This window comes from Achromobacter sp. MUI-25009338, assembly GCF_057359325.1.
In genome coordinates this window covers 3,565,695-3,587,937 of the sequence record NZ_CM170627.1, presented here as the reverse complement: position 1 = coordinate 3,587,937, position 22,243 = coordinate 3,565,695, and the positions used below count along the sequence as shown (strand labels likewise).

Annotated in this window: 23 protein-coding genes; 11 read left to right on the top strand and 12 right to left on the bottom strand. The window is 69.6% G+C overall.

Annotation, left to right across the window (positions count from 1 at the left end):
• The first annotated feature begins 167 nt into the window (after positions 1-167).
• The gene (locus AC1IQ6_RS17015; protein WP_485866576.1) at positions 168-893 is read left to right on the top strand and encodes a formylglycine-generating enzyme family protein; all 726 of its coding nucleotides are present in this window, start codon (positions 168-170) and stop codon (positions 891-893) included.
• A 47-nt stretch (positions 894-940) separates the two neighbouring features.
• Here the strand turns inward: AC1IQ6_RS17015 and AC1IQ6_RS17010 are convergent, their stop codons facing one another.
• Entirely contained in the window at positions 941-1,771 is an 831-nt protein-coding gene (locus AC1IQ6_RS17010) for a Crp/Fnr family transcriptional regulator (protein WP_102771549.1), read from the bottom strand.
• A gap of 196 nt (positions 1,772-1,967) precedes the next feature.
• On the opposite strand from AC1IQ6_RS17010, the gene nirK reads away from it, so the two are divergent.
• The 3 genes from nirK to gorA all read left to right on the top strand — a co-directional run bounded on the left by nirK (position 1,968) and on the right by gorA (position 4,892).
• Complete coding sequence (gene nirK / locus AC1IQ6_RS17005; protein ID WP_485864998.1) at positions 1,968-3,050, top strand: copper-containing nitrite reductase; 1,083 nt, start codon at positions 1,968-1,970, stop codon at positions 3,048-3,050.
• Positions 3,051-3,114: 64 nt separating this feature from the next.
• A complete protein-coding gene (locus AC1IQ6_RS17000; protein ID WP_111825440.1) occupies positions 3,115-3,441 on the top strand; it encodes a c-type cytochrome in 327 nt (108 codons plus the stop codon).
• 92 nt (positions 3,442-3,533) lie between these two features.
• Complete coding sequence (gorA, locus tag AC1IQ6_RS16995; RefSeq protein ID WP_102771546.1) at positions 3,534-4,892, top strand: glutathione-disulfide reductase; 1,359 nt, start codon at positions 3,534-3,536, stop codon at positions 4,890-4,892.
• Between the two features lie 2 nt (positions 4,893-4,894).
• Here the strand turns inward: gorA and AC1IQ6_RS16990 are convergent, their stop codons facing one another.
• Entirely contained in the window at positions 4,895-5,704 is an 810-nt protein-coding gene (locus AC1IQ6_RS16990; protein WP_485864997.1) for a DUF72 domain-containing protein, read from the bottom strand.
• A gap of 139 nt (positions 5,705-5,843) precedes the next feature.
• On the opposite strand from AC1IQ6_RS16990, the gene AC1IQ6_RS16985 reads away from it, so the two are divergent.
• Together AC1IQ6_RS16985 and AC1IQ6_RS16980 are read left to right on the top strand one after the other, a co-directional pair.
• Positions 5,844-6,476: a LysE family translocator gene (locus AC1IQ6_RS16985; protein WP_102771544.1), complete on the top strand. Its 633-nt coding sequence runs from the start codon at positions 5,844-5,846 to the stop codon at positions 6,474-6,476.
• A complete protein-coding gene (locus AC1IQ6_RS16980) occupies positions 6,476-6,772 on the top strand; it encodes a hypothetical protein (protein WP_102771543.1) in 297 nt (98 codons plus the stop codon). The genes AC1IQ6_RS16985 and AC1IQ6_RS16980 overlap by 1 nt, the downstream gene beginning before the upstream one ends.
• Here AC1IQ6_RS16980 and pdxR read toward each other — a convergent pair.
• Positions 6,765-8,285, bottom strand: a complete 1,521-nt coding sequence (gene pdxR / locus AC1IQ6_RS16975; RefSeq protein WP_485864996.1) for a MocR-like pyridoxine biosynthesis transcription factor PdxR — start codon at positions 8,283-8,285, stop codon at positions 6,765-6,767. The two genes, AC1IQ6_RS16980 and pdxR, sit on opposite strands and share 8 nt — an antisense overlap.
• 78 nt (positions 8,286-8,363) lie before the next feature.
• On the opposite strand from pdxR, the gene AC1IQ6_RS16970 reads away from it, so the two are divergent.
• Positions 8,364-9,092, top strand: coding sequence for a GNAT family N-acetyltransferase (locus AC1IQ6_RS16970; protein ID WP_485864995.1), 729 nt, complete (start codon positions 8,364-8,366; stop codon positions 9,090-9,092).
• A complete protein-coding gene (locus AC1IQ6_RS16965; protein ID WP_111825437.1) occupies positions 9,083-9,979 on the top strand; it encodes a DMT family transporter in 897 nt (298 codons plus the stop codon). The genes AC1IQ6_RS16970 and AC1IQ6_RS16965 overlap by 10 nt, the downstream gene beginning before the upstream one ends.
• Here the strand turns inward: AC1IQ6_RS16965 and AC1IQ6_RS16960 are convergent, their stop codons facing one another.
• Genes AC1IQ6_RS16960 through AC1IQ6_RS16950 form a run of 3 tightly spaced genes read right to left on the bottom strand, consistent with a single transcriptional unit; the run spans position 9,980 to position 12,541 of the window.
• Positions 9,980-10,927: a DMT family transporter gene (locus tag AC1IQ6_RS16960; protein WP_479730040.1), complete on the bottom strand. Its 948-nt coding sequence runs from the start codon at positions 10,925-10,927 to the stop codon at positions 9,980-9,982. It lies immediately after the preceding gene.
• Positions 10,924-11,259, bottom strand: coding sequence for a thioredoxin family protein (locus tag AC1IQ6_RS16955; RefSeq protein WP_485864994.1), 336 nt, complete (start codon positions 11,257-11,259; stop codon positions 10,924-10,926). The genes AC1IQ6_RS16960 and AC1IQ6_RS16955 overlap by 4 nt, the downstream gene beginning before the upstream one ends.
• 4 nt (positions 11,260-11,263) lie before the next feature.
• Entirely contained in the window at positions 11,264-12,541 is a 1,278-nt protein-coding gene (locus AC1IQ6_RS16950; protein WP_485864993.1) for an N-carbamyl-l-glutamate amidohydrolase ErtE, read from the bottom strand.
• A 137-nt stretch (positions 12,542-12,678) separates the two neighbouring features.
• On the opposite strand from AC1IQ6_RS16950, the gene AC1IQ6_RS16945 reads away from it, so the two are divergent.
• From AC1IQ6_RS16945 to AC1IQ6_RS16935, 3 genes are all read left to right on the top strand, one after another.
• Positions 12,679-14,301, top strand: coding sequence for an acyl-CoA synthetase (locus tag AC1IQ6_RS16945; protein ID WP_479730038.1), 1,623 nt, complete (start codon positions 12,679-12,681; stop codon positions 14,299-14,301).
• Between the two features lie 141 nt (positions 14,302-14,442).
• The gene (locus AC1IQ6_RS16940; protein WP_102771536.1) at positions 14,443-16,299 is read left to right on the top strand and encodes a phosphoenolpyruvate carboxykinase (GTP); all 1,857 of its coding nucleotides are present in this window, start codon (positions 14,443-14,445) and stop codon (positions 16,297-16,299) included.
• A gap of 7 nt (positions 16,300-16,306) precedes the next feature.
• A complete protein-coding gene (locus tag AC1IQ6_RS16935) occupies positions 16,307-16,933 on the top strand; it encodes a class I SAM-dependent methyltransferase (protein WP_485864992.1) in 627 nt (208 codons plus the stop codon).
• 188 nt (positions 16,934-17,121) lie between these two features.
• Here AC1IQ6_RS16935 and AC1IQ6_RS16930 read toward each other — a convergent pair whose 3' ends face one another.
• From AC1IQ6_RS16930 to AC1IQ6_RS16905, 6 genes are all read right to left on the bottom strand, one after another.
• Positions 17,122-17,616 (bottom strand): ureidoglycolate lyase, encoded by a 495-nt coding sequence (locus AC1IQ6_RS16930; protein WP_102771534.1) that lies wholly within the window; start codon positions 17,614-17,616, stop codon positions 17,122-17,124.
• Complete coding sequence (locus AC1IQ6_RS16925) at positions 17,616-18,350, bottom strand: ABC transporter ATP-binding protein (protein WP_102771533.1); 735 nt, start codon at positions 18,348-18,350, stop codon at positions 17,616-17,618. The genes AC1IQ6_RS16930 and AC1IQ6_RS16925 overlap by 1 nt, the downstream gene beginning before the upstream one ends.
• Positions 18,343-19,080, bottom strand: a complete 738-nt coding sequence (locus AC1IQ6_RS16920) for an ABC transporter ATP-binding protein (protein ID WP_209164859.1) — start codon at positions 19,078-19,080, stop codon at positions 18,343-18,345. Before AC1IQ6_RS16920 ends, AC1IQ6_RS16925 begins: the two co-directional genes overlap by 8 nt.
• Positions 19,080-20,048: a branched-chain amino acid ABC transporter permease gene (locus AC1IQ6_RS16915; protein WP_485864991.1), complete on the bottom strand. Its 969-nt coding sequence runs from the start codon at positions 20,046-20,048 to the stop codon at positions 19,080-19,082. Before AC1IQ6_RS16915 ends, AC1IQ6_RS16920 begins: the two co-directional genes overlap by 1 nt.
• Before the next feature lie 2 nt (positions 20,049-20,050).
• Positions 20,051-20,941 carry a branched-chain amino acid ABC transporter permease gene (locus tag AC1IQ6_RS16910; RefSeq protein WP_102771530.1) on the bottom strand — a complete coding sequence of 297 codons (891 nt, stop codon included), beginning with the start codon at positions 20,939-20,941 and terminating at the stop codon, positions 20,051-20,053.
• Positions 20,942-21,024: 83 nt separating this feature from the next.
• Entirely contained in the window at positions 21,025-22,236 is a 1,212-nt protein-coding gene (locus AC1IQ6_RS16905; RefSeq protein WP_485864990.1) for an ABC transporter substrate-binding protein, read from the bottom strand.
• Positions 22,237-22,243: the final 7 nt, after the last annotated feature.

Below are 22,243 nucleotides of genomic sequence, written 5' to 3'. Positions count from 1 at the left end.
GCAAAGAGGGCGGCGGCGGGAGCCGGTCCAATAGATCCAGGTCCCGGGGCGTCCCGCCCCGGAACGCAACCGGAGCCTCATCCGTGCGCAGCCTGTCGATCGCCGCAATCCTCTTGTCGTTGACCGCATGCGGGCCCGCAGACCGGGCCCCTGCGTCCTTGCCGCAGGTGCTGCGGCTGCCGGCCGGCGAAGTGTCGTACCGGCCTTCCGACACGACGCTGCGCGGCGGCTATCCGGTGACCCCGGCGCCGCTGACGGCGCGTTTTCCGCGCGGGCTGTCCATCATGAAACACCAGGTCAGCCAGGCCGAATACGCGGCCTGCGTGAAGGCGGGCGGCTGCAAGCCGCTGGACGGCGCGCATCGAGGCGCGGGCGCGCCTGACATGCCGGCGGTGGGCGTCAGCTGGACCGATGCGTCGGCGTATGCGGCCTGGCTGTCGGCGCGCACCGGGCGGCGCTGGCGCCTGCCCACCTATCCGGAATGGGTCTACGCGGCCGGCGAAGCCTTTCGCGAGCAGGCCGCGCTGCCCGACGCCGGCGACGATCCCGCCCAGCGCTGGCTGGCCGAATACGACGCGCAGAGCAACCGCCAGCGGGAGGACGCCGAGGTGCGCGCGTTCGGCGCCTACGGCGTGAACGCAAGCGGCCTGATGGACATGGCCGGCAGCGTGTGGGACTGGACCAGCGACTGCCATGCGGTGCGGGTCCTGGACGCGCCGGCCGGCGAGGCCGACGGCGGCCGCAACTGCGGCATCCGGATCGCGGCCGGGCGCCACGTGGCCTACCTGCCGGACTTCATCCGCGATCCCAAGAGCGGGGCCTGCTCGGTCGGCCTGCCGCCGGCCAACCTGGGCCTGAGGCTGGTGCTGGACGAGGCTGCCGTCGCGGGCTGATGTTGGAGTTTTGCTGCGAAACCCGGCGGCTGGGGCCGCCTGATGGGTTACGCGCGTTCGAGATAGGCGTCCTCGCTCAAGAACGCTCGCGCTGCACCCATCCTACGGCGCTGCGCGGGCGGCGGCTCGGCCGGCGGCGGGCCGTCCAGGCAGGAAGTACAGCCCGAACAATCGGGCGCGGCCTGGGCGTCGCTGCAGACGCGCGCCAGCGCGGCCGGCGAGCGCAGCACGATGCGCTTGCGGCTGCCGTCGACGATCCCGCGCTGGCGCCAGTCGCTCAGCAGGCGGCTGACGGTGTGCAGCGTGGTGCCCGTCATTTCCGCGATGTCCTGGCGCGTGATCGGAAAACTAATGCCGATGCCGCCGGCGGTGGGCTGGCCGGCGCTTTCCACCAGGCGCAACAGCGTGCGCGCCACGCGCTGCTCGACCTCGTCGGTGGACAGTTCCTGGATGCGCAGGTGCGCGTCCTGCAGGCGCTGGCCCATGGTCTGCAGCGCCATCGCGCCGAGCTGCGGATGGTTGCCCACGAAACGCTCCCACAACTCGTCCGGCCAGGCCAGGCACACGCTTTCCAGCACGGCCTGCACGGTGGCGGGATAGCGCGATTGGCGCATGGCGCGGGCCAGTCCGAACATGTCGCCCGGGTTGACGTAGCGCACCACCACCTGTTCGCCGTCGGCGGTGATCTGCGCCACTTTCAGCCGGCCGCTGAGCAGCACGAAGAAGTGCGAGGCGATGCCGCCCTGGCGGTAGGCGGCGGCGCCGGCGACCAGCCGGCAAGGCTGGGCGCCGCGCAACGCGGACTTCAATTGCGCATCGGAAAGAGGCTTGAAGATCTCCAGGTTGCGCAGCAGCGCGTGACAAAGCGGGGAAGGCATGGCGGTCCTAGAAAACGGGGGGAGACGGACGAATCTCCATGGCTTCATGTTGACACCGCAGTCCCGCGCTGACAATGCGCCCGGCGCGCGCGCCCGCCTTCGAGTTTGCGCTACAGCAAAGAACGGCGCCTGCGTCGGTTCTTCAATAGGGGTGCCGGCTTTCCCGGCGATTGAAGAACTGGATAAGGAGCTGGATATGAACGCACTACGGCCCCCCTTGCTGGCTGCGGCGCTGGCTTTCACGCTGGCCGCGACGGCCGTGTTCGCGCAGGATGCCGACAAGCTGCCGCGCGCCAAGGTCACGCTGGTCGCCCCGCCGATGGTCCACCCGCACGAGCAGGTCGCGACGTCGGGCCCGAAAGTGGTCGAATTCGAAATGAGCATCGAGGAAAAGAAGATGGTCATCGACGACAAGGGCACCACGCTTCAGGCCATGACGTTCAACGGGTCCATGCCCGGCCCGACGCTGGTGGTGCACGAGGGCGACTACGTCGAGCTGACGCTGATCAACCCCGCCACCAACGCCATGCGCCACAACGTGGACTTCCACGCCGCCACCGGCGCGCTGGGCGGCGCCAAGCTGACCAACGTCGATCCGGGCCAGCAGGCCACGCTGCGCTTCAAGGCCGACCGGACCGGCACCTTCGTGTACCACTGCGCGCCCGAAGGCATGGTGCCGTGGCACGTGGTGGCCGGCATGAGCGGCGTGCTGATGGTGCTGCCGCGCGACGGCCTGAAAGACCCGGAAGGCAAGCCGCTGCGCTACGACCGCGTCTACACGATAGGCGAATTCGACCTCTACATCCCCAAGGACGAAAACGGCAAGTACAAGGACTACGCCACGCTGGTGGAAAGCTACGCCGACACGGTCGAGGTGATGCGCACGCTTACGCCGTCGCACATCGTGTTCAACGGCAAGGTGGGCGCGCTGACCGGGGCCAACGCGCTGCAGGCCAAGGTCGGCGAAACCGTGATGCTGATCCATTCGCAGGCCAACCGCGACACGCGTCCGCATCTGATCGGCGGCCACGGCGACTGGGTCTGGGAAACCGGCAAGTTCGCCAATCCGCCGCAGCGTGACCTGGAGACCTGGTTCATCCGCGGCGGCTCGGCGGGCGCGGCGCTCTACACCTTCAAGCAGCCGGGCGTGTACGCCTACCTGAACCACAACCTGATCGAAGCCTTCGAGCTGGGGGCGGCCGGCCACATCAAGGTCGAGGGCAAGTGGAACGACGACCTGATGAAGCAGATCAAGGCTCCGGGCCCGATCCCGCGCTGAACGTCCGGGGCCGGGCGCCCGCGTCCGGCCTTCACCCCCAGAGATCTTCCGACGGAGCTTTGCCATGTCCACATTACGACGCATTCTGCTGGCGGCCGCACTGGCCGGCCTGCCGGCTTCATGGGCGCAGGCGGAAACCTCGGCCACCGTCCATGCGGCCGGCGAAAAAGTCTACAAATCCGCCTGTTTCGTGTGCCACGCCAGCGGCGTGGCCAACGCGCCCAGGCTGGGCGACAAGCAGGCCTGGTCGCCGCTCATCGCCCAGGGCGCCGACGCGCTGGTGGCGACGGTCATGAAGGGCAAGGGCGCCATGCCGCCGCGCGGCGGCTCGTCGGCCGACGAGGCCGCGCTGCGCGCCGCCGTGGAGTTCATGATGGCCGCCGCACAATAGGGACGCAGGACGCATCGGCCCGCCGCGTGGTGTTAAATACGGTTTTCCCAGACACAGAACGCGCGGTCCTGCGGCGGCGCGAAGGAAACATCATGGCATTTGATTTCGACTTGTTTGTGATCGGCGCGGGGTCGGGCGGCGTGCGCGCGGCGCGTTTCGCGGCCGGTTTCGGGGCGCGCGTGGCGGTGGCGGAAAGCCGCTACCTGGGCGGCACCTGCGTGAACGTGGGATGCGTGCCCAAGAAGCTGCTGGTCTACGGCGCCCATTTCAGCGAAGACTTCGAACAGGCCCGGGGCTTCGGCTGGAACGCCGGCGAACCCGCGTTCGACTGGCCCACCCTGATCGCCAACAAGAATCGTGAAATCGAGCGTCTCAATGGCATCTACCGCAACCTGCTGGTCAACAGCGGCGTGACGCTGCTGGAAGGGCATGCCCGCATCCAGGACCCGCACACGGTCGAAGTCAACGGCAAGACCTACAGCGCCGCCCACATCCTGGTGGCCACGGGCGGCTGGCCCCAGGTGCCGGACATTCCGGGCAAGGAACATGCCATCACCTCGAACGAGGCCTTTTTCCTCGAGGCGCTGCCGCGCCGCGTGCTGGTGGTGGGCGGCGGCTACATCGCGGTGGAATTCGCCTCGATCTTCAACGGCATGGGCGCGCAGACCGTGCAGGCCTATCGCGGCCCGCTGTTCCTGCGCGGCTTCGACCAGGGCGTGCGCGAGCACCTGCGCGACGAGCTGGAGAAAAAAGGCGTGGACCTGCGTTTCAACGCCGAGGTCGCGCGCATCGACAAGCGGGCCGACGGCACGCTGGCCGCCACGCTCAAGGACGGCTCGGTGATCGAGACCGATTGCGTGTTCTACGCCACCGGCCGGCGCCCCATGCTGGACAACCTGGGGCTGGAGAACACCGCCGTCAGGCTCAAGGACGACGGCTTCATCCAGGTGGATGACGAGTACCGTACCGCCGAGCCTTCCATCCTGGCCATCGGCGACGTGATCGGCCGCGTGCCGCTGACGCCGGTGGCGCTGGCCGAGGGCATGGCGGTGGCGCGGCGCCTGTTCCGTCCGGAGGAATACCGCAAGGTGGATTACCAGCTGATCCCGACCGCGGTGTTCAGCCTGCCCAACATCGGCACGGTGGGCATGACGACCGAAGAGGCCCGCGCCGCCGGCCACCGGATCAAGCTGTTCGAAAGCCGCTTCCGTCCCATGAAGCTGACCCTGACCGAGTCGCAGGAAAAGACGCTGATGAAGCTGATCGTCGACGCCGACACCGACCGCGTGCTGGGCGTGCACATGGTGGGCCCGGACGCCGGCGAGATCATCCAGGGCATCGCGGTGGCGCTGAAGGCCGGCGCGACCAAGCAGGTGTTCGACGAAACCATCGGCATCCATCCCACGGCCGCCGAGGAATTCGTGACCCTGCGCACGCCGGTCGCGCAATAAGCCTACAAGCGCTCGATCAGGGCGCGCGCCGCCGCCGGCGCGCGTTCCTTGGCGCCGTTGATGAAAAAGGCGTAGACGTCGCGCGGCTGCGCCGCGGCCCCGGCCGGCTCGCCGGCCCGCGGCAGGTCGGCGGGCCGCGCGCCGCCGGCCCAGGTCTGCAACCGCGCGGCCCAGGCGTCCAGCGCCTTGGGCGCGTAGCCGGCCTTGAAGCCGGCGCTGGCGCGCATCAGCCGCGCGTACACGAAATCGGCCGTGCAATCGGCCATCGAGGGGTAGTCCTCGCTGTCCGTGTACACGGTGGCGGCGCGGTGGCGGCGCGCCAGCCTCAGGTAGTCCTCGCACAGGAAGCTGGGGTGGCGCACGTCCAGCACGTGGCGCAGCGCCAGCCCGTCCACCCGCTCCGGCAGCAGTTCCAGGAAAGCGCCGAAGTCTTCGGCGTCGAAGGTCTTGGTCGGCGCGAACTGCCAGACGATGGGGCCCAGCTTGGGGCCGAGCTCGGCGATGCCGCTGTGCACGAAGCGCTCGACCGAATCCTTGGCGCCCGCCAGCTGCCGGCGGTTGGTCGCGTAGCGCGAGGCCTTCAGCGTGAACACGAAGCCGTTCGGGGTGGCGTCGCGCCACTTGGCGAAGGTGGCGGGCTTCTGGCTGCTGTAGTAGGTGCCGTTGACTTCGATGGCGGTGAGCTGGCGGCTGGCGTATTCCAGCTCCTGCGCGTGGGGCAGGTCTTCGGGGTAGAAGACGCCGCGCCAGGCGGGGTAGGTCCAGCCGCCTATGCCGACGCGGATCGCGCCGGCGCGGTGTTGTGGGGACATTCCGGACGCTCCAGGGAAAACCGACCGCTCAACTGTATCGCCGGCGCCACTGGCGCGTAAACGCCCCGCGGGAAAGTTTCTGTTGCGCCACCGTTTTGCGCTAAGGTGTCTGTCTACGCTCCCCACTTGCCGCTCCATCATGCCAGATCTCGCCCATTTCCTGACTTTCGCCCTGGTGGCCCTGGGCATGGTGCTCACCCCCGGGCCGAACATGATCTACCTGGTGTCGCGCTCGATCTCGCAGGGCGCCCAGGCCGGCCTGATCTCGCTGGGCGGCGTGGCGGTCGGCTTCGTCTTCTATGTATGCTGCGCCGCCTTCGGCATCACGGCGCTGCTGATGGCCGTGCCTTACGCCTACGACGCGCTGCGCATCGGCGGCGCGCTGTACCTGCTGTACATGGCGTGGCAGGCGCTGCGCCCCGGCGGACGCTCGCCGTTCCAGGTGCGCGAACTGCCCAGGAGCAGCCCGCGCACGCTGTTCATGATGGGGCTGCTGACCAATCTGCTCAATCCCAAGATCGCCATCATGTACGTATCGCTGCTGCCGCAGTTCATCCAGCCCGAGCGCGGCAGCGTGTTCGCGCAGTCGCTGGCGCTGGGCATGACCCAGGTCGCCATCAGCCTTTCGGTCAACGCCCTCATCGCGATCATGGCCGGCTCCATCGCCGGCTTCCTGGCCGGCCGTCCGCTGTGGATGGCGGCGCAGCGCTGGCTGATGGGCACCGTGCTGGCCGGACTGGCCGTGCGCATGCTGACGGACGCGCGGCGCTGATGGGGGCCGGCGACGGATTCTTCGCTTCGCTGGGCGGGATGCTCGGCGAAGCCCTGCGCAGCATCGTGGCGGGGCTGAAGTGGCTGCTGGGCGGCATCGGCGGCGCGCTGGGCGATTTCTATTCGGGCCTGGCCGGCGCGATGGGCATGAGCCCGTCCGTGTTCAACCTGGTCCTGCTGGTGCTGGGGCTCATGCTGCTGTGGGCGGCGGTCAAGTCGCTGCTGCGCCGCTCCATCCTGGGCTTCGTTTTCTGGCTGTTCCTGGCCGTGCTGGTGCTGGGCGGGCTGATCAACTGAGCGGCCGGCGCCGCCCGCCGCATTCCAGCGCGACCTCGCGCAGCCGCCGCAGCAGCGCCGGAAAGCGCTCCGCGCCCGTGTTGCCGTAGCCGATCACCAGGCCGTTGTCCTGCGGCCGGGGCGACACCGCGAACGAGGACAGCGCGCTCGGGTTCATCCCCAGCGCGCGCGCCTGCCGCACGATTTCCTGGTCCGGGTACGCCGGCGGCAGCCGCACCGTCAGGTGCAGGCCGCTGTGTCCGCCCAGCACTTCGTGCTCGATCCCGAAATGGGCGGCCAGCGCGTCGCGCAGCGCCGCCTGCCGTTCCCGGTACAGCCGGCGCATGCGCCCCAGATGGCGCGAGAACTGGCCGTTTTCGATGAAGGCCGCCATGGTCAGCTGTTCGAGCCGGTGGCCGCCGCGCAGCATCTCGGCGACGGACGGCATGGCCTGCGCCGCCAGCGCCCGCGGCAGCACCAGATAGCCCAGCCGCAGGGCGGGGAACATGGTCTTGCTGAAGGTGCCCACATACAGCACGGGCGCGTCGGCCACCAGGCCCTGCATGGCCGCGATGGGTTCGCCCTGGTGGCGGAACTCGCTGTCGTAATCGTCTTCGATGATCCACGCGCCGGCCTGCCGCGCGCGCTCGATCAGGTCCAGCCGGCGGGTCAGCGACAGCACCGCGCCGGTGGGGTACTGGTGCGACGGCGTGGTCTGGATCAGCCGCGGCGGATGGTCGCGCCAGGCGCTGTCGGGGATCACGATGCCGTCGTCGTCCACGCGCAACGGCAGCATCTCCAGGTCGCCGCCGTGGAAGGCGGCCTTGGCGCCGCGGTAGCCGGGCTCTTCCAGCCAGGCGGTGTCGCCGGGGTTGGTCAGCAGCTGCACGCACAGCGCCAGCGCGCCTTGCGCGCCTTCGGTGATGACGATGCGCGAGGCGTCGCAGCGCACGCCGCGCGAGACCCGCAGGTATTGGGCGATGGCTTCGCGCAGCGCCGGTTCGCCCAGCGGATCGCCATAGCCCAGCGCGGCGGCCGGCGCGGCCTGCAGCGCGCGGTCCTGCGCGCGGCGCCAGGCGCTGGCCGGGAACTGCGTCAGCGCCGGGGTGCCGGGCGTCAGCGGCAGCGAACCGTCGTGCGCGTAGCGCGTGGACACGATGCGCGCCAGGCGCCGGGCCGTGGCCGGAACCGGGGAGGGCGGCGCGGCGGCATGGCCGGCCGCGCCGGCGGCGGCCGACAAGGGCGCGACCCGCGTTCCCTGCCGGTCGGCGATCACGAAGCCTTCGGCCGTCAGCTGCTCGTAGGCGATCAGCACGGTGTTGCGCGAGATCTCCAGCTCTTCGGCCAGGGCGCGCGACGAGGGCAGCTTGCCGCCGGCCGGCAGCTGGCCGGCCAGGATGGCCTGCTTGAGGCGCTGGATCAGCTGGCGCTGGCGCGGCAGGGCGCCGGGGCCGCGCGCCAGCGGGCTGGCGAGCAGGGCGGAGGAGGTCATCATGGCCCTATTAAAGTCCTTAGGCGTGGTGCTTTTTATCATGCCACGGTTCCGATATCGTGAGGCCATGCAGATTGCGTCCCGCCATACCGGCGGCGCGCCAACCAGGAAGAGGTCCGAATGCCCGCCCGCGTCAACGCTTTTCAGCAACCCATCGGCCCGGAAGTGCCCGGCTGGACGGCGCGCCCGCGCCCGCCCGCCACGCCGCTCTCCGGCCGCTACTGCCGGCTCGAACCGCTGTCGGCCGAGCGCCACGCGGCGGATCTGTACCAGGCCTTCAGCCGGGCGCCCGACGACAGCGACTGGACCTACATGTCGGTGGGCCCCTTCGCCGACGAGGCCGCCTACCGGGCGTTCGCCGAAAAGGTCCAGGATGGCCCCGATCCCATGCACCACGCCATCATCGACCTGCAATCGGGCCGCGCCGTCGGCACGCTGGCGCTGATGCGCATCGATCCGCCCAACGGCGTCATCGAGGTCGGCTTCGTGTCTTTCTCGCGCCAGCTCAAGCGCACCCGCATCGCCACCGAGGCGCAGTTCCTGCTGATGCGCCGCGTCTTCGACGAACTGGGCTATCGCCGCTACGAATGGAAGTGCGACAGCCTCAACGCGCCGTCGCGCGCCGCCGCCGCGCGCCTGGGCTTCGAGTTCGAAGGGGTGTTCCGCCAGGCCACGGTCTACAAGGGCCGCAGCCGCGACACGGCCTGGTTCTCCATCGTGGACGGCGAATGGCCGGCGCTGCGCGCGGCCTACGAACAGTGGCTGGGCGCGGACAACTTCGACGCCGAAGGCCGCCAGCGCCGCGGGCTGGCCGCCATGATCGCAGAGGCCCGCGCCGCGTGCGCCTGATTCCCGTCGCGCTGGCCCTGTTCTGGGGGCTGAACTGGCCGGCCGTGAAAATCGTGCTGGGCGTCGTCCCGCCCTTCACCCTGCGCCTGCTGGGGCTGGGCAGCGGCGCCTTGCTGTTGCTGCTGCTGGCGCGGGTCAAGCGGCTCGATCTGCTGCCGCCGCGCGCTTCGTGGGCGGGCATCGTGGTGGGCGGCCTGCTGGCCATCGCGGTGTTCAACCTGGCGGTGGCCTGGGCGCAGCTCAGCACCAGCACCTCGCGCGCGGCGGTGCTGACCTTCACCATGCCCATGATGTCGGCGCTGCTGGCGTGGGCGGTGCTGGGCGAACGGCTGGACCGGCGCCGCGCGCTGGCGCTCGCGCTGGGCGCGGCCGGCGTGGCCATCCTGGCATGGCCGGTGCTGCGCGCGGTCTTCGGCGGGCATGACGCGGCGGCGGCCCTGGGCCTGGCGTATCCGCTGGTGGCGGCGTTCGGCTGGGCCGCCGGCACGGTCTACCTGAAAGCGCGGCCGGTGGCCGGCCACCGCATCGTGGTCACGGCCTGGCAGCTGGTGGTGGGCGCGGGTTGCGCGCTGGCGGGCGTGCTGCTGTCCGGCGAACGCTTTCCGCTGCACGGCTGGAACGGACGCGTCGCGGGCGCGCTGACGTTTCACATCGTGCTGGGCACGGCGGTGGCCTATTGGCTCTGGTTCGTGCTGAGCGAGCGGGTCAGCGCCACGGTGGCCACGCTGACCACGCTGATGGTGCCGGTGGTGGGCGTGCTGGGCGCGATGGCGCTGGTGGGCGACCGGCCCGCCGCCATGGACTGGTGGGGCTTCGCCCTGGTGCTGGCGGGGGCGGCGCTGATCGTGCTGAACCTGGACGCGGCGCCGCGCCGGCGCCGGGCCTGATCAGCGCACGCGGCGCAGCTTCTCGCGCAGCAGCTCCGCGCCGCTGACCAGCGTGATGCCGGACAGCACCAGCGCCGCGCCCAGCACGAAGGCGGCGTCCAGCGGCTCGTCCAGGATCAGCACGCCGAAGCTCACGCCGAACAGCGGGGTCATGAAAGACAGCACCGACAGGCGCGAGGCCAGGTAGCGGCGCAGCAGCCAGAACCAGGCCAGGTAGCTGGACAGGGCCACCACCACGCACTGGAAGGCCACGCTGGCGAGCGCTTGCGGCGTGTAGCGGAAGCCGTCGTTGCCGGTGGCCGCGGCGTAGGCCAGCAGCGCCACCGCCGCCACCGCCATCTGGTAGAGCAGGGTCTTGGCGGGCGCGGCCTCGGACAGCGAGGTCTTGCGGATCGCCACGGTGGTGGCGCCCCACAGCAGGCCGGCGAGCAGGCCCATCGCGTCGCCCAGCAGCATGTCGGGCGCGCCGGCCTGGCCTTCGGGGCGGCCCTTGCCCAGGAACGCGATGGCGATGCCGCAGAACGCGATCGCCACGCCCAGCCACTGCAGCGGCTTCATGCGCTCTTCGGGCAGCAGCCAGTGCAGCCCGAGCGCGGCGAAGATGGGCGCGGTGTACAGGAACACGGACATGTGCGAGGCGGTGGTGTAGACCAGGCCCTGCGCCACGAACAGGAATTCGCCGGCGAACAGCAGGCCCACCACCAGCCCGGGCAGGGCGGTGCCGTCGCGCACGGCCTGCGCGCCCTCGCGCCGCCACACCACCGCGGCCAGCACCAGCGCCGCGAAGGCCGAGCGCAGGCCGATCTGCATGATGGGCGCGACGTCGTCGGCCACCAGCTTGATCGCGATCTGCTGGAAGCCCCAGCAGACGCACAGCAGCAGCATGGCGCCGGTGGCCAGCGCGTCCAGCGGCTGGCGCAGCGGCCGGGGAGCCGGCAGCGCGCTCATGGCAGTTCCGCCGGATAGCTGTCCAGGGCCAGGCCGATCTGCTGGCGCAGGTCCCATTCCGCCAGGCTGGCCTGCACCGGGCCGAAGAACGCGCCGTCGCGGGTCACGAACATGGCGGGCAGGTGGAAGACTTCGTAGCGCTCGACCAGGCCGCCGTTCTCGCCGGCGTCCACCCAGCACAGGCGCTCCACCGGCAGTTCCAGCCGCGGCAGCTGCTCGCGCGCGACCCGGCAGTTGCCGCAGGTGCGGCTGTGAAAGACCAGCAGCGACAGGCCGGGGGCGTCGAGCAGGTAGCGGTCGGCGGTGCAGTCGTTGAGTTCTATCTGTTCCATGGTCTCAGGCGCCGCGCAGCACGCGGTCCAGTTGCAGCACGGACTGGTACAGCACGCGGGTGCCGTCCAGCAGCTGCGCGGGTTCGATCGATTCCTCGGGGCAGTGGCTGCGCCCGTTCAGGCAAGGGATGAAAATCATGCCGATGGGGCCGGTGGGCGCCATGTAGACCGCGTCGTGGCCGGCGCCGCTGGGCAGGCGCATGCTGGCGTAGCCCAGCTGGCCGGCGGCGGCCTCGACCGCGTCCATCACCAGCGGCGCGCAGTCGGTGGGCCGCGCGCGGCTGAGCTGGGTCCAGCCGGCCGACAGCCGCAGCGCCTTCAGGTCCTGCGCCACGCCGGCCATCAGGGTTTCGGGAAAGGCGTCCAGCACCGCGTCGCTGTCGCTGCGCACTTCCAGCGTCAGTTCGACCAGGCCGGGCACCGCGTTGGCCGCGTTGGGCGTCATCGACAGGCGCCCGACCGTGGCCACCACGTAATGCGGATTGCCGCTGGCGGCGCTGGCCTGGCGGTTCGCGGCGTCGATGATGCGGGCCGCGCCCACCAGCGCGTCGCGGCGGATGTCCATGGGCGTGGTGCCGGCGTGGTCGGGCTGGCCCTGGACCGTGATCTGCACGCGGCGGATGCCGACGATGTTGGTGACCACGCCGATGGGCAGGCCGCGGCTTTCCAGCACCGGGCCCTGTTCGATGTGCAGTTCGACGAAGGCCGCGGTTTCGCCGGCGCGGCGCAGCGGCGCGCCCAGCGCCGCCGGGTCGCCGCCGATGCGGGCGATGCCTTCGGCCAGCGTCTCGCCCTCGGGGTTGCGCGAGGCCAGCATGTCGGCGCTCAGCTGGCCCGACAGCGCGCGGCTGCCGACACAGGAGATGCCGTAGTCGCTGGGCTCTTCGGACAGGAAATCGATGACCTCGAAGGGGTGTTCGAGCTGCACGCCGTGTTCGCGCAGCGTGTGGGCCACTTCGATGCCGGCCAGCACGCCGATGATGCCGTCGTAGCGGCCGCCGCTCATCACGGTGTCGCAGTGCGAGCCGGTGGCGATGGGTTTGCGCGCGGGATCGCGCCCGGGCAGCGTGCCGATCAGGTTGCCGCCGGCGTCCAGGCGGGTGGCCAGGCCGGCGGCTTCGAATTCGCCGCGCAGCCAGGCGCGGGCCTGGTCGAACTGCGGCGAGAACGCGCGGCGGGTCCAGGGCTGGTCGGGCAGGGTGTAGCGGGACAGGGTTTCGGCGCGGGCCCAGAGGCGCTCGGCGTTCAGCGGAGGAAAGGCGGAGGAGGTGGTTTGCGGCATGAGACTTCCTGGAGTGCGCGTGCAATTATGGCATGCGCGGCAGCGGCCATCGCGGCGCGCGCGGCTTACTATATCGGTGCCGGCGCATGGCCCGGATGCCGCGCGCCAACGAGAATTCAAACCACGAGAGACAAACCATGCTGTCCAGAGCCGATTCCTACGCGCAGCTCGCGTCCCAGTTCCAATGGCAGGTGCCGGCGGCCTACAACATCGGCGTGGACGCCTGCGACAAATGGGCCGACGGCAGCGGCCGCCTGGCCCTGATCTACGAGAAAAGCGACGGCGCGCAGTCGCGCTATACCTTCGACCAGATCAAGGCGCTGTCCAACCGCCTGGCCAACAGCATGGCGCGCCACGGCGTGCGGCGCGGCGACCGGGTGGCCGTCTACCTGCCGCAGGCGCCCGAGACCGCCGTGGCCCACATCGCGATCTACAAGATGGGCGCGGTGGCGGTGCCGCTGTTCACGCTGTTCGGCGTGGACGCCATCCAGTACCGGCTGGCCGACAGCGGCGCGGCCGCGCTGGTGACCGACGCGGCCGGCTGCCGCAAGCTGCGCGAAATCCGCGCCGGCCTGCCGGAACTGAAGGTCGTCTATTGCATCGACGACGAGGCGGTCGACGACGCCGTGCCGTTCCATGCCGCGCTGGCCGCCGAATCCGACGACTACGCGCCGGCGGCCACCTCGGCCGACGATCCGGCCGTCATCATCTACACGTCGGGAACCACCGGCAAGCCCAAGGGCGCGCTGCATGCGCAGCGCGTGCTGCTGGGCCATCTGCCCGGCGTGGAGATGTCGCACGAATTCTTTCCCGAAAACGCCGCGCTGATGTGGACGCCGGCCGACTGGGCCTGGATCGGCGGGCTGCTGGACGTGCTGCTGCCGTCCTGGCACCACGGCGTGCCGGTGCTGGCGCGCCGCTTCGAGAAGTTCGACGGCGCCGCCGCCTTCGAGCTGATGGCGCGCCACGGCGTGACGCATACGTTCCTGCCGCCCACGGCGCTGAAGATGATGCGCGCCGTGGCCCAGCCGCCCGCGGCCGGCTCGCTGGCGCTGCGCTCGGTGGCCAGCGGCGGCGAGTCGCTGGGCGCCGAGCTGATCGACTGGGGCCGGCGCGTGCTGGGCGTCACCATCAACGAGTTCTACGGGCAGACCGAGTGCAACATGCTGGTGTCCTCGTGCTCGTCGCTGTTCGATCCGGTGATCGGCTCGATCGGCCGCGCCGCGCCGGGGCACCGGGTCGCCATCGTGGACGACCGGGGCGTCGAAGTGGCCGATGGACAGGAAGGCAATATCGGCGTATTGCGGCCGGACCCGGTCATGTTCCTGGGCTATTGGAACAACCCGCAGGCCACGGCCGAGAAATTCGCCGGCGACTACCTGCTCACCGGCGACCAGGGCGTGCGCGACGCGCAGGGTTTCATCCGCTTCGTCGGCCGCAACGACGACGTCATCACCAGCGCCGGCTACCGCATCGGCCCGGGTCCGATCGAGGACTGCCTGCTGGGCCATCCGGCCGTGCGCATGGCGGCGGTGGTGGGCGTGCCCGACGCCGAGCGCACCGAGATCGTGATGGCCTATGTGGTCCTGAACGACGGCGTGCAGGGCGACGAGGCGCTGGTGAAGTCCCTGCAGGCCCACGTGCGCACCCGGCTGGCGGCGCACGAATACCCGCGCGCCATCCGCTTTGTAACCAGTTTGCCGACCACTGCAACGGGCAAGATCATCCGCCGGGAGCTGCGCGACGGACGCTACGGATAGCCGTCTCAACCCGTGACACTTCGTCCAAGAGGATGGGTTGACGGGCAGCCTGTGGCTGCAAGTATGATGGCCCAAATTGATACGGCCCCACTCAAACTGGGGCCGTATCATCATTCGCTGACTAGTATGGAGATAACCCCGATGGATAAGCCTTTGGATGGGGGATTGGCGGCCTTGAACGTACCTGCCTACGTCAAGCACCGTGGCCTGATCGACTGGGTGGCGAGCTTCGTCGCGCATGCCAAGCCCGAACGCGTCGTCTGGTGCGACGGCTCCCAGGAGGAGTACGACCGGCTCTGTGAGCAGATGGTGCAATCGGGAACCCTGCGCAGGCTGAACCCCGCCAAGCGGCCCAATTCCTATCTGGCCTGGTCCGATCCGTCCGACGTGGCGCGGGTCGAGGACCGCACGTTCATCTGTTCCGACCGTCCCGAGGACGCCGGCCCGACCAACAACTGGGCCGATCCGGCCGAGATGCGCGCCACGCTCAACGGCCTGTTCGAAGGCGCCATGCGCGGGCGCACGCTGTACGTGGTGCCGTTCTCGATGGGCCCGCTGGGTTCCGACATCGCCCACATCGGCGTGGAGCTCTCCGACAGCCCCTACGTGGCGGTGAACATGCGCATCATGACGCGCATGGGCAAGCAGGTCTACGAGGTGCTGGGCACCGACGGCGAGTTCGTGCCCTGCGTGCACTCGGTCGGCAAGCCGCTGGCGCCCGGCGAGGCCGACGTGGCCTGGCCGTGCAACCCCACCAAGTACATCGTCCACTTCCCGCAGACCCGCGAGATCTGGAGCTACGGCTCGGGCTACGGCGGCAACGCGCTGCTGGGCAAGAAATGCTTCGCGCTGCGCATCGCCTCGACCATGGGCCGCGACCAGGGCTGGCTGGCCGAGCACATGCTGATCCTGGGCGTGACCTCGCCCAAGGGCCGCAAGTACCACGTGGCCGCGGCCTTTCCGTCGGCCTGCGGCAAGACCAACTTCGCCATGCTGATCCCGCCCCAGGGCATGGACGGCTGGAAGGTCACCACCATCGGCGACGACATCGCCTGGATCAAGCCTGGCCCCGACGGCCGCCTGCACGCCATCAACCCGGAAGCCGGCTATTTCGGCGTGGCCCCGGGCACCAGCGAGCAGACCAACTTCAACGCCATGGCCACGCTCAAGGCCAATGTCATCTTCACCAACGTGGCGCTGACCGACGACGGCGACGTCTGGTGGGAAGGCATGACCGACACCCCGCCCGAGCACCTGACCGACTGGCAGGGCCAGGACTGGACGCCGGCCATCGCGCGCGAAACCGGCCGCAAGGCCGCGCATCCGAACGCGCGCTTCACCGCGCCGGCGGCGCAATGCCCGTCCATCGACCCCGAATGGGAAAACCCCAAGGGCGTGGTCATCGACGCCTTCATCTTCGGCGGACGCCGTTCCACCACCGTGCCGCTGGTCACCGAGGCCCGCAACTGGGTCGAAGGCGTCTACATGGCCGCCACCATGGGGTCGGAAACCACCGCCGCGGCCGCCGGCCAGCAGGGCGTGGTGCGCCGCGATCCCTTCGCCATGCTGCCGTTCTGCGGCTACAACATGAGCGACTACTTCAACCACTGGCTGAAGCTGGGCAAGCAGCTCGAAGCCGCCGGCGCCACGCTGCCGCGCATCTATTGCGTCAACTGGTTCCGCAAGGGGCCCGACGGCAAGTTCGTGTGGCCGGGCTTCGGCGACAACATGCGCGTGCTGCGCTGGATGCTGGGCCGCATCGACGGCCAGTCCAAGGGCGTGGAGCAGGTGTTCGGCATTTCGCCCAGCTACCAGGACATCGACTGGACCGGCCTGGAATTCAGCCCGGACAAGTTCGAGCAGGTGATGTCGGTGGACGCCGCCGCCTGGCGCGACGAGCTGGCGCTGCACGACCAGCTGTTCAAGCAGCTGGAGCAGGGCCTGCCCGCCGATCTGCCGGCCGCCAAGGCCCGGATCGAAGGCCGCCTGGCGGCCTGACGGCCCCATGAGGCTCGACGCCGAGGACCTGGCCAAGATCAGTGCGCTGACCCTGGCGCACTACCAGGAGAACGCCGAATCGTTCGAGGCCGGCACGCGGGACCACGATGTCAGCCAGAACATCGCCGCGCTGCTGCGCCACATCGAGGGCGCGCCGCCGTGCGACATCTTGGACTTCGGCTGCGGTCCCGGCCGCGACCTCAAGACGTTCACGGCGCTGGGCCACCGCGCGGTGGGCCTGGACGGCACGCCGCGCTTCGTCGAGATGGCGCGCCAGGCCAGCGGCTGCGAAGTCTGGCTGCAGGACTTTCTCAAGCTGTCCCTGCCCGCCGGCCGCTTCGACGGCATCTACGCCAATGCGGCGCTGTTCCACGTGCCCGGCCAGGAACTGCCCCGGGTGCTGCGCGAACTGCGCGCCGCGCTCAAGCCGCGCGGGGCGCTGTTCAGCTCCAATCCGCGCGGCGGCAACCAGGAAGGCTGGAACCGCGGGCGCTACGGCGCCTACCACGACCTGGACGGCTGGCGGGGGTTGATGAAAGAGGCCGGATTCGAGGAACTCGAACATTACTATCGGCCGCAGGGTTTGCCGCGAGATCAGCAGCCGTGGCTGGCCAGTGTGTGGCGGCGGGTTTAGGGTGATGGGTTTCGCGCGTTCGATGATTGGGTTCTTGCCCGTGGATTCTCGCGCTGCACCCATCCTACGATGCGATATTACGGCCGTAGGATGGGTGCAGCGCGAGAGACCCTGACCAAGAACACGAACGCCGAACGCGCGAAACCCATCAGGCGGCGCAAGCCGCCATTCATCCCCACACCCCCCCCTCAAGCAAGCACCACCCAATCCCCCCCCGGCAGCGGCGCCACCTCGCAATCCACCTGCGCGCCCGCGCGCTCCAGCACCGCGAAATCCCCATCCGCCAGCGCCATCAGCGGGTGATGCCAGACGCCGCGGCGCAGAGTGACGCCGGCGCCGGGCGCGGCCAGGAAGGCGCGCAAGGTGGCCGGGTCGGGCGCGTCCGCGCCCAGCGCCACCAGCACCACATAGGGCGCGGCGGCCAGGGGCAGGAAGGTCTGGCTGCCCAGGCGGTGGCGTTCCAGTTCGCGCGCGGCGAAGGGCAGGGCGATGGCGCGCGCGCGGAACACCGACAGCGACGGCCGGCCGCCGTCGCCCAGGATGTCGGGCTCGTCCATCTCCACCCGCAGCGAGGTGCCGGCATTGATGCTGCGGCCGCCGCGCCCCGCGCTGCTGACGACTTCGCCATAGGGCGCGAAGGCCTCGGCCGTGAGGGGCTGCGCCGTCAAGGTCCGTGTATCCATCAGAAATTGATCCCCAGCCATTCGCGCACCTGCTCGTGCAGGTCGCCGGCGAAATCCTCGGGCGAGCCGGAGGCGGTGATCTCGCCCAGGCTCAGCACGTAGATGTGATTGGACATGGCCACCACGCGGCGCACGTTGTGGTCCACCAGTAGAATCCCCATGCCCGCGTCGGCGAAGGCGCGGATCCACTGGAACACCTCGGCGGCCACGCGCGGGGCCAGGCCGATGCTGGGCTCGTCGATCAGGCAGACCTGCGGCTGCACCATGTAGGCCTTGGCGAATTCCAGCGATTTCTGCTGCCCGCCCGACAGGTTGCCGGCCTGGTCCTTGAGCTTTTCCTTCAGCACCGGAAAGCGCTCCAGCGTGTCGGCGTAGCGCGCCTCCAGCACGTCGCCGTAGCGCTTGCGACGGCCTTCCAGCGGCAGGCGCAGGTTCTCCTCCACCGTGAGGTAGGGAAACAGGCTGGATTCCTGCGGGATGTACCAGAGCCCGTCGTCGATCATGCGGTGCGGCGCCTGCCCGGAAATATCGCGGCCGGCGCGCGTGACGCGGCCGGACTTGGGCGGCAGGAAGCCGCAGATGGCCTTCATGAGCGTGGACTTGCCGGCGCCGTTCAGCCCGATCAGGCCGCTGATGCGGCCGGCCTGCACCGTCAGCGAAACGCCGCGCAGCACGTCGATGTCGCCGAGGTAGCCGGCGGTCACGTTCTCCATCGCCAGCAGCGTGTCAGCCATGATCGCGCTCCTCGTGTTGTGCTTCGCCGAGGTAGGCCTCGATCACGGCCGGCTCGCGCAGCACCTGCTGGGTCGGGCCGTCGGCCAGCACGCGGCCGGCGTTCATGCAGACCGAGCGCGGGCACAGGTCCACCACCACCGGCATATCGTGGCTGACCAGGATGAAGGTCTGGCCGTCCTGGTTGCGGCGGCGGATGAACGCCGACATGGTTTCCTTCATGACGGGGTGCACCGCGGCGAAGGGCTCGTCCAGCAGCGCCACGCGCGGCGGCACCATGAAGCACGCGCCGAACTCCAGCAGCTTTTTCTGGCCGCCCGACAGCTGCCCGGCGTCCAGGTGCATGACGTGGCCGAGTTTCAGCTCCTCCAGCAGTTCCAGCGCGCGCCGGCTGGCGCCGGCCTCGTCCAGGCCCAGCGCCAGCCCGCACACCACCAGGTTGTCGTAGGCGCTCACGCGGTTGAAGACCCGCGTCATCTGGAACATGCGCAGCACGCCCAGCCGGGTCAGGCGGGTCGGCCCCAGGCCCAGCACGCTGCGCCCGTCCAGCCGGACCTCGCCGGCGTCGGCCTCCAGGTGGCCCGACAGCACGTTCAGCAAGGTGGTCTTGCCCGAGCCGTTGGGGCCGATCAGCCCCAGCAGTTCGCCGTCGGCCACGTCCATGCCCGCGCCGTTGACGGCGAGCAGGCCGCCGAAGCGCTTGCGTATTCCGGATATCTGCAGCAGCGGCATCAGGCCCCCTTGGCGTTGGCGGAACGGCGCAGCGCGGCCCGGCGCGCCAGGCCCCACAGTCCTTCGCGGAAGAAGCGCGCGAACACGATGACCAGCAGCGCGAACACGATCATCTGGATATTGCCGGCGTCGCGCAGCAGTTCGGAGGCGACGTACACCAGCACCGCGCCCAGCAGCGGGCCGACCAGCGTGCCCATGCCGCCTATCACCACCATGGCGATGACGATGCCGGTCTGCGCCACGATGCCCAGCTCCGGGCTGACCAGCTGCGCGAACGTGCCGTACAGGCCGCCGGCGAAGCCGCAGATCGCGCAGCTCACCAGAAAGGCCAGGGTCTTGTAGCGCACCACGTCTATGCCCCGGCTGGCCGCGCCGATCTCGTCGTCGCGGATCGCCTGCAGGAAACGGCCCGGACGCGCCCGCAGCAGCAGGAACACCAGCAGCGTGACCGCCGCCAGCACGCCCAGGAACAGGTAATAGTTGCCGAGCCGGCTTTGGATCAGCGCCGGCACGTTCAGCCCCTGGTCGCCGCGGGTGAAGTCGATGGAGTTGTAGATCACCAGGCGCGCGATCTCGGCGAACGACAGTGTGGTCAGCGCCAGGTAGGGGCCCGACAGCCGCAGCACGATGCGGCCCAGCACCAGCCCGACCAGCCCCGGCACCACCGCCGACAGCGGCAGCCCCAGCCACAGCGGCGCCTGCCAGTGGTAGGCCAGCAGGCCGGTGGTGTAGCCGCCCAGCATGGCGAAGGCCGCCGGCGCCAGCGAGAACTGGCCGGTGTAGCCGGCCAGCAGGTTCCAGCCCGTGGCCAGCATGGCGAAATACATGCTGACGATGAGCACGCCCAGCCAGTACGGCGAGGACACGCCCAGCGGCAGCAGCGCCAGCACGGCCAGGAACACCAGCGACAGGCGCATTTCCTGGCTGAGCTTGTTGCGCAGCAGATTGGGATGAGCCAGCGGTTCCATGTTCAGACCTCCCGCGCGCGTTCGCCGAACAGGCCGCGCGGCCGGAACAGCAGGATCAGGATCAGCAGCGCCAGCCCGAAGGTGTCGCGGTAGTCGTAGGACAGATAGACCGCGCCGAAGCTCTCCAGCACGCCCAGCGCCAGCGCCGCCAGGATGCTGCCGGGAATCGAGCCCATGCCGCCGATCACCACGATGACGTAGGACTTGATGGCGGGGAACGCGCCCACGTCCGGCGCCGGATTGATGACCGGCGCCAGCAGCGCCCCGGCCAGCGCGGCGAGCACGCCCGAGGCCATGAAGATGATGCTGCTGGCGCGCGCGGTGTCGATGCCGGCGATGGAGGCGCCCAGTCGGTTCTGCGCCACCGCCTGGACCTGCCGGCCCCACAGCGAGCGCTTGATGAACAGCGCCAGCCCGACCAGCAGCACGATGGAAAGCCCGGCCGTGATCAGCTTCTGGCCGCTCATCATGAAGGGGCCGACGGCCATGCGCGTCACGTCCGACAGCGCCGGCCCGCGCATGGGGTAGGGGCCCACGACTTTGTCCACCAGATTGATCAGCAGCAGCGACAGGCCGAAGGTGACGACCACCGCGTACTCGTCCTTCATCAGGCCCCAGGAGCCGTAGCCGGCGTAGAGCGGGCGCATCAGCCAGCGTTCGGTGGCCCAGCCCAGCAGCGCGCCGGCGGCCGCGGCCACCGGCAGCGCCAGCCAGGGCGGCACGCCCAGCGCCAGCGACACCAGGGTATAGGTATAGGCGCCGATCATGTAGAACTCGCCGTGGGCGAAGTTCACGACCTTCAGGATGCCGAAGATCATGGTCAGGCCGACCGCCATCAGCGCGTAGTACAGGCCGATGATCAGGCCGTTGACGAACAGGTCCAGTGCCAGCACTCGATGCTCCCCGGCGCCGGGGAATGTTCCGGCGCGCATAGCGGTTCAGGAGTGGAGGCGTAAAACGCCTCCACGGGGGGCAGTCATTTTTCCGGTTTGACGGCCTTGTCGATCTGCAGCGGTTGGCCCGAAGCCTGGATCAGCGTGGTCTTGCTCAGCGGCTGTCCGACCTCGGTCAGCTGATAGGTGACGTACGGGATGTCGACCCATTGCTGGAAGCTGTAGCCGGGCTGCTGCGAAAAGCTGAACTTGCCGCGCACGCCTTCGAACTGCATGCCTTGCAGGGTCTTGATGATGGCGGCGCTGTCGGTGGACTTGGCCTCTTCGATGGCGCGGGCGATCAGCAGCACCGAGTCCGCGGCCTGGAAGATCAGGCGGTTGGGTTCGGTCTTGGCCTGCTTCTGGTAGGCGGCGCCCACGTCCAGGCCGAGCTGCGGCATGGGCATCTGCGGGTGGTACAGGCCGAAGGCCAGCATGTACTTGCCGGCTTCCTTCACGTTGTTCCAGAAGTCGGGGTAGTCGGCGATGCCGGCGCCGTCGTAGAACCAGGTGTGGGCGCTGGGCGCCACGCCCTGTTCGTACAGCTGGTTCATGAGGATGTAGGCGGCCGGCGGCAGCATGATGTTGACCACCAGTTCCGGCGGGCTGGCGCGCAGCGGCAGCACGGCGGGCGTGAAGTCCTTGCCGGCGCGGTCCAGCGCCACGTACTTGTATTGCGTCTGGGGCGCGGCCTTCTTGAGGAATTCGCCCAGCAGCTTGGCCTGGCCGATGCCGTAGTCGGTGTTCTCGGCGAAGGCGACCACGCTCTTGACCTTGAGCGCGGCGATGGTGTCGGCCATGGCGCTGGAGACGCGCGTGTTGTAGTTGGCCGGGTTGAATACCTCGGGGTAGCCCTTGGCGCGCACGTCGTCGGACCAACAGTTGGTATTGACGTAGGGCACCTTGTAGCGGTGGGCCACTTCGATTTCCGCCAGGCAGACCGAGCTCTGGTGGCCGCCGGTCACGGCCACGACCTTGTCGCGGGAGATGAGTTTCTCGGCCGCGGCGCGGCCTTTTTCAGGGATGCCCTGGTTGTCTTCGTAGATGATCTTCAGCGGCCGGCCCAGCACGCCGCCCTTGTCGTTGATCATCTTGGCGATGATCTCGACGCCGTCCTTGACCTGGGTGCCTTGCACCACCGAGCCGGGCGGGGATTGCGCGATGCTGACGCCGATGACGATGGGATCGGCGGCGAGGGCGGAGGAGGAGGCGAGTACGACCGCGGATACGGCTGCGGCGAAGCGAAGCAGTTTCATCGTGGTT

Coding starts and splice junctions, on each gene's coding strand:
- AC1IQ6_RS16905 (WP_485864990.1), bottom strand. CDS start 22,236: ATGAAACTGCTTCGCTTCGCCGCAGCCGTATCCGCGGTCGTACTCGCC.
- AC1IQ6_RS16930 (WP_102771534.1), bottom strand. CDS start 17,616: ATGGATACACGGACCTTGACGGCGCAGCCCCTCACGGCCGAGGCCTTC.
- AC1IQ6_RS16925 (WP_102771533.1), bottom strand. CDS start 18,350: ATGGCTGACACGCTGCTGGCGATGGAGAACGTGACCGCCGGCTACCTC.
- AC1IQ6_RS16935 (WP_485864992.1), top strand. CDS start 16,307: ATGAGGCTCGACGCCGAGGACCTGGCCAAGATCAGTGCGCTGACCCTG.
- AC1IQ6_RS17000 (WP_111825440.1), top strand. CDS start 3,115: ATGTCCACATTACGACGCATTCTGCTGGCGGCCGCACTGGCCGGCCTG.
- AC1IQ6_RS16980 (WP_102771543.1), top strand. CDS start 6,476: ATGGGGGCCGGCGACGGATTCTTCGCTTCGCTGGGCGGGATGCTCGGC.
- AC1IQ6_RS16950 (WP_485864993.1), bottom strand. CDS start 12,541: ATGCCGCAAACCACCTCCTCCGCCTTTCCTCCGCTGAACGCCGAGCGC.
- AC1IQ6_RS16970 (WP_485864995.1), top strand. CDS start 8,364: ATGCCCGCCCGCGTCAACGCTTTTCAGCAACCCATCGGCCCGGAAGTG.
- AC1IQ6_RS17010 (WP_102771549.1), bottom strand. CDS start 1,771: ATGCCTTCCCCGCTTTGTCACGCGCTGCTGCGCAACCTGGAGATCTTC.
- AC1IQ6_RS16990 (WP_485864997.1), bottom strand. CDS start 5,704: ATGTCCCCACAACACCGCGCCGGCGCGATCCGCGTCGGCATAGGCGGC.
- AC1IQ6_RS16945 (WP_479730038.1), top strand. CDS start 12,679: ATGCTGTCCAGAGCCGATTCCTACGCGCAGCTCGCGTCCCAGTTCCAA.
- AC1IQ6_RS16915 (WP_485864991.1), bottom strand. CDS start 20,048: ATGGAACCGCTGGCTCATCCCAATCTGCTGCGCAACAAGCTCAGCCAG.
- nirK (WP_485864998.1), top strand. CDS start 1,968: ATGAACGCACTACGGCCCCCCTTGCTGGCTGCGGCGCTGGCTTTCACG.
- gorA (WP_102771546.1), top strand. CDS start 3,534: ATGGCATTTGATTTCGACTTGTTTGTGATCGGCGCGGGGTCGGGCGGC.
- AC1IQ6_RS16955 (WP_485864994.1), bottom strand. CDS start 11,259: ATGGAACAGATAGAACTCAACGACTGCACCGCCGACCGCTACCTGCTC.
- AC1IQ6_RS16985 (WP_102771544.1), top strand. CDS start 5,844: ATGCCAGATCTCGCCCATTTCCTGACTTTCGCCCTGGTGGCCCTGGGC.
- AC1IQ6_RS16920 (WP_209164859.1), bottom strand. CDS start 19,080: ATGCCGCTGCTGCAGATATCCGGAATACGCAAGCGCTTCGGCGGCCTG.
- pdxR (WP_485864996.1), bottom strand. CDS start 8,285: ATGATAAAAAGCACCACGCCTAAGGACTTTAATAGGGCCATGATGACC.
- AC1IQ6_RS16940 (WP_102771536.1), top strand. CDS start 14,443: ATGGATAAGCCTTTGGATGGGGGATTGGCGGCCTTGAACGTACCTGCC.
- AC1IQ6_RS16960 (WP_479730040.1), bottom strand. CDS start 10,927: ATGAGCGCGCTGCCGGCTCCCCGGCCGCTGCGCCAGCCGCTGGACGCG.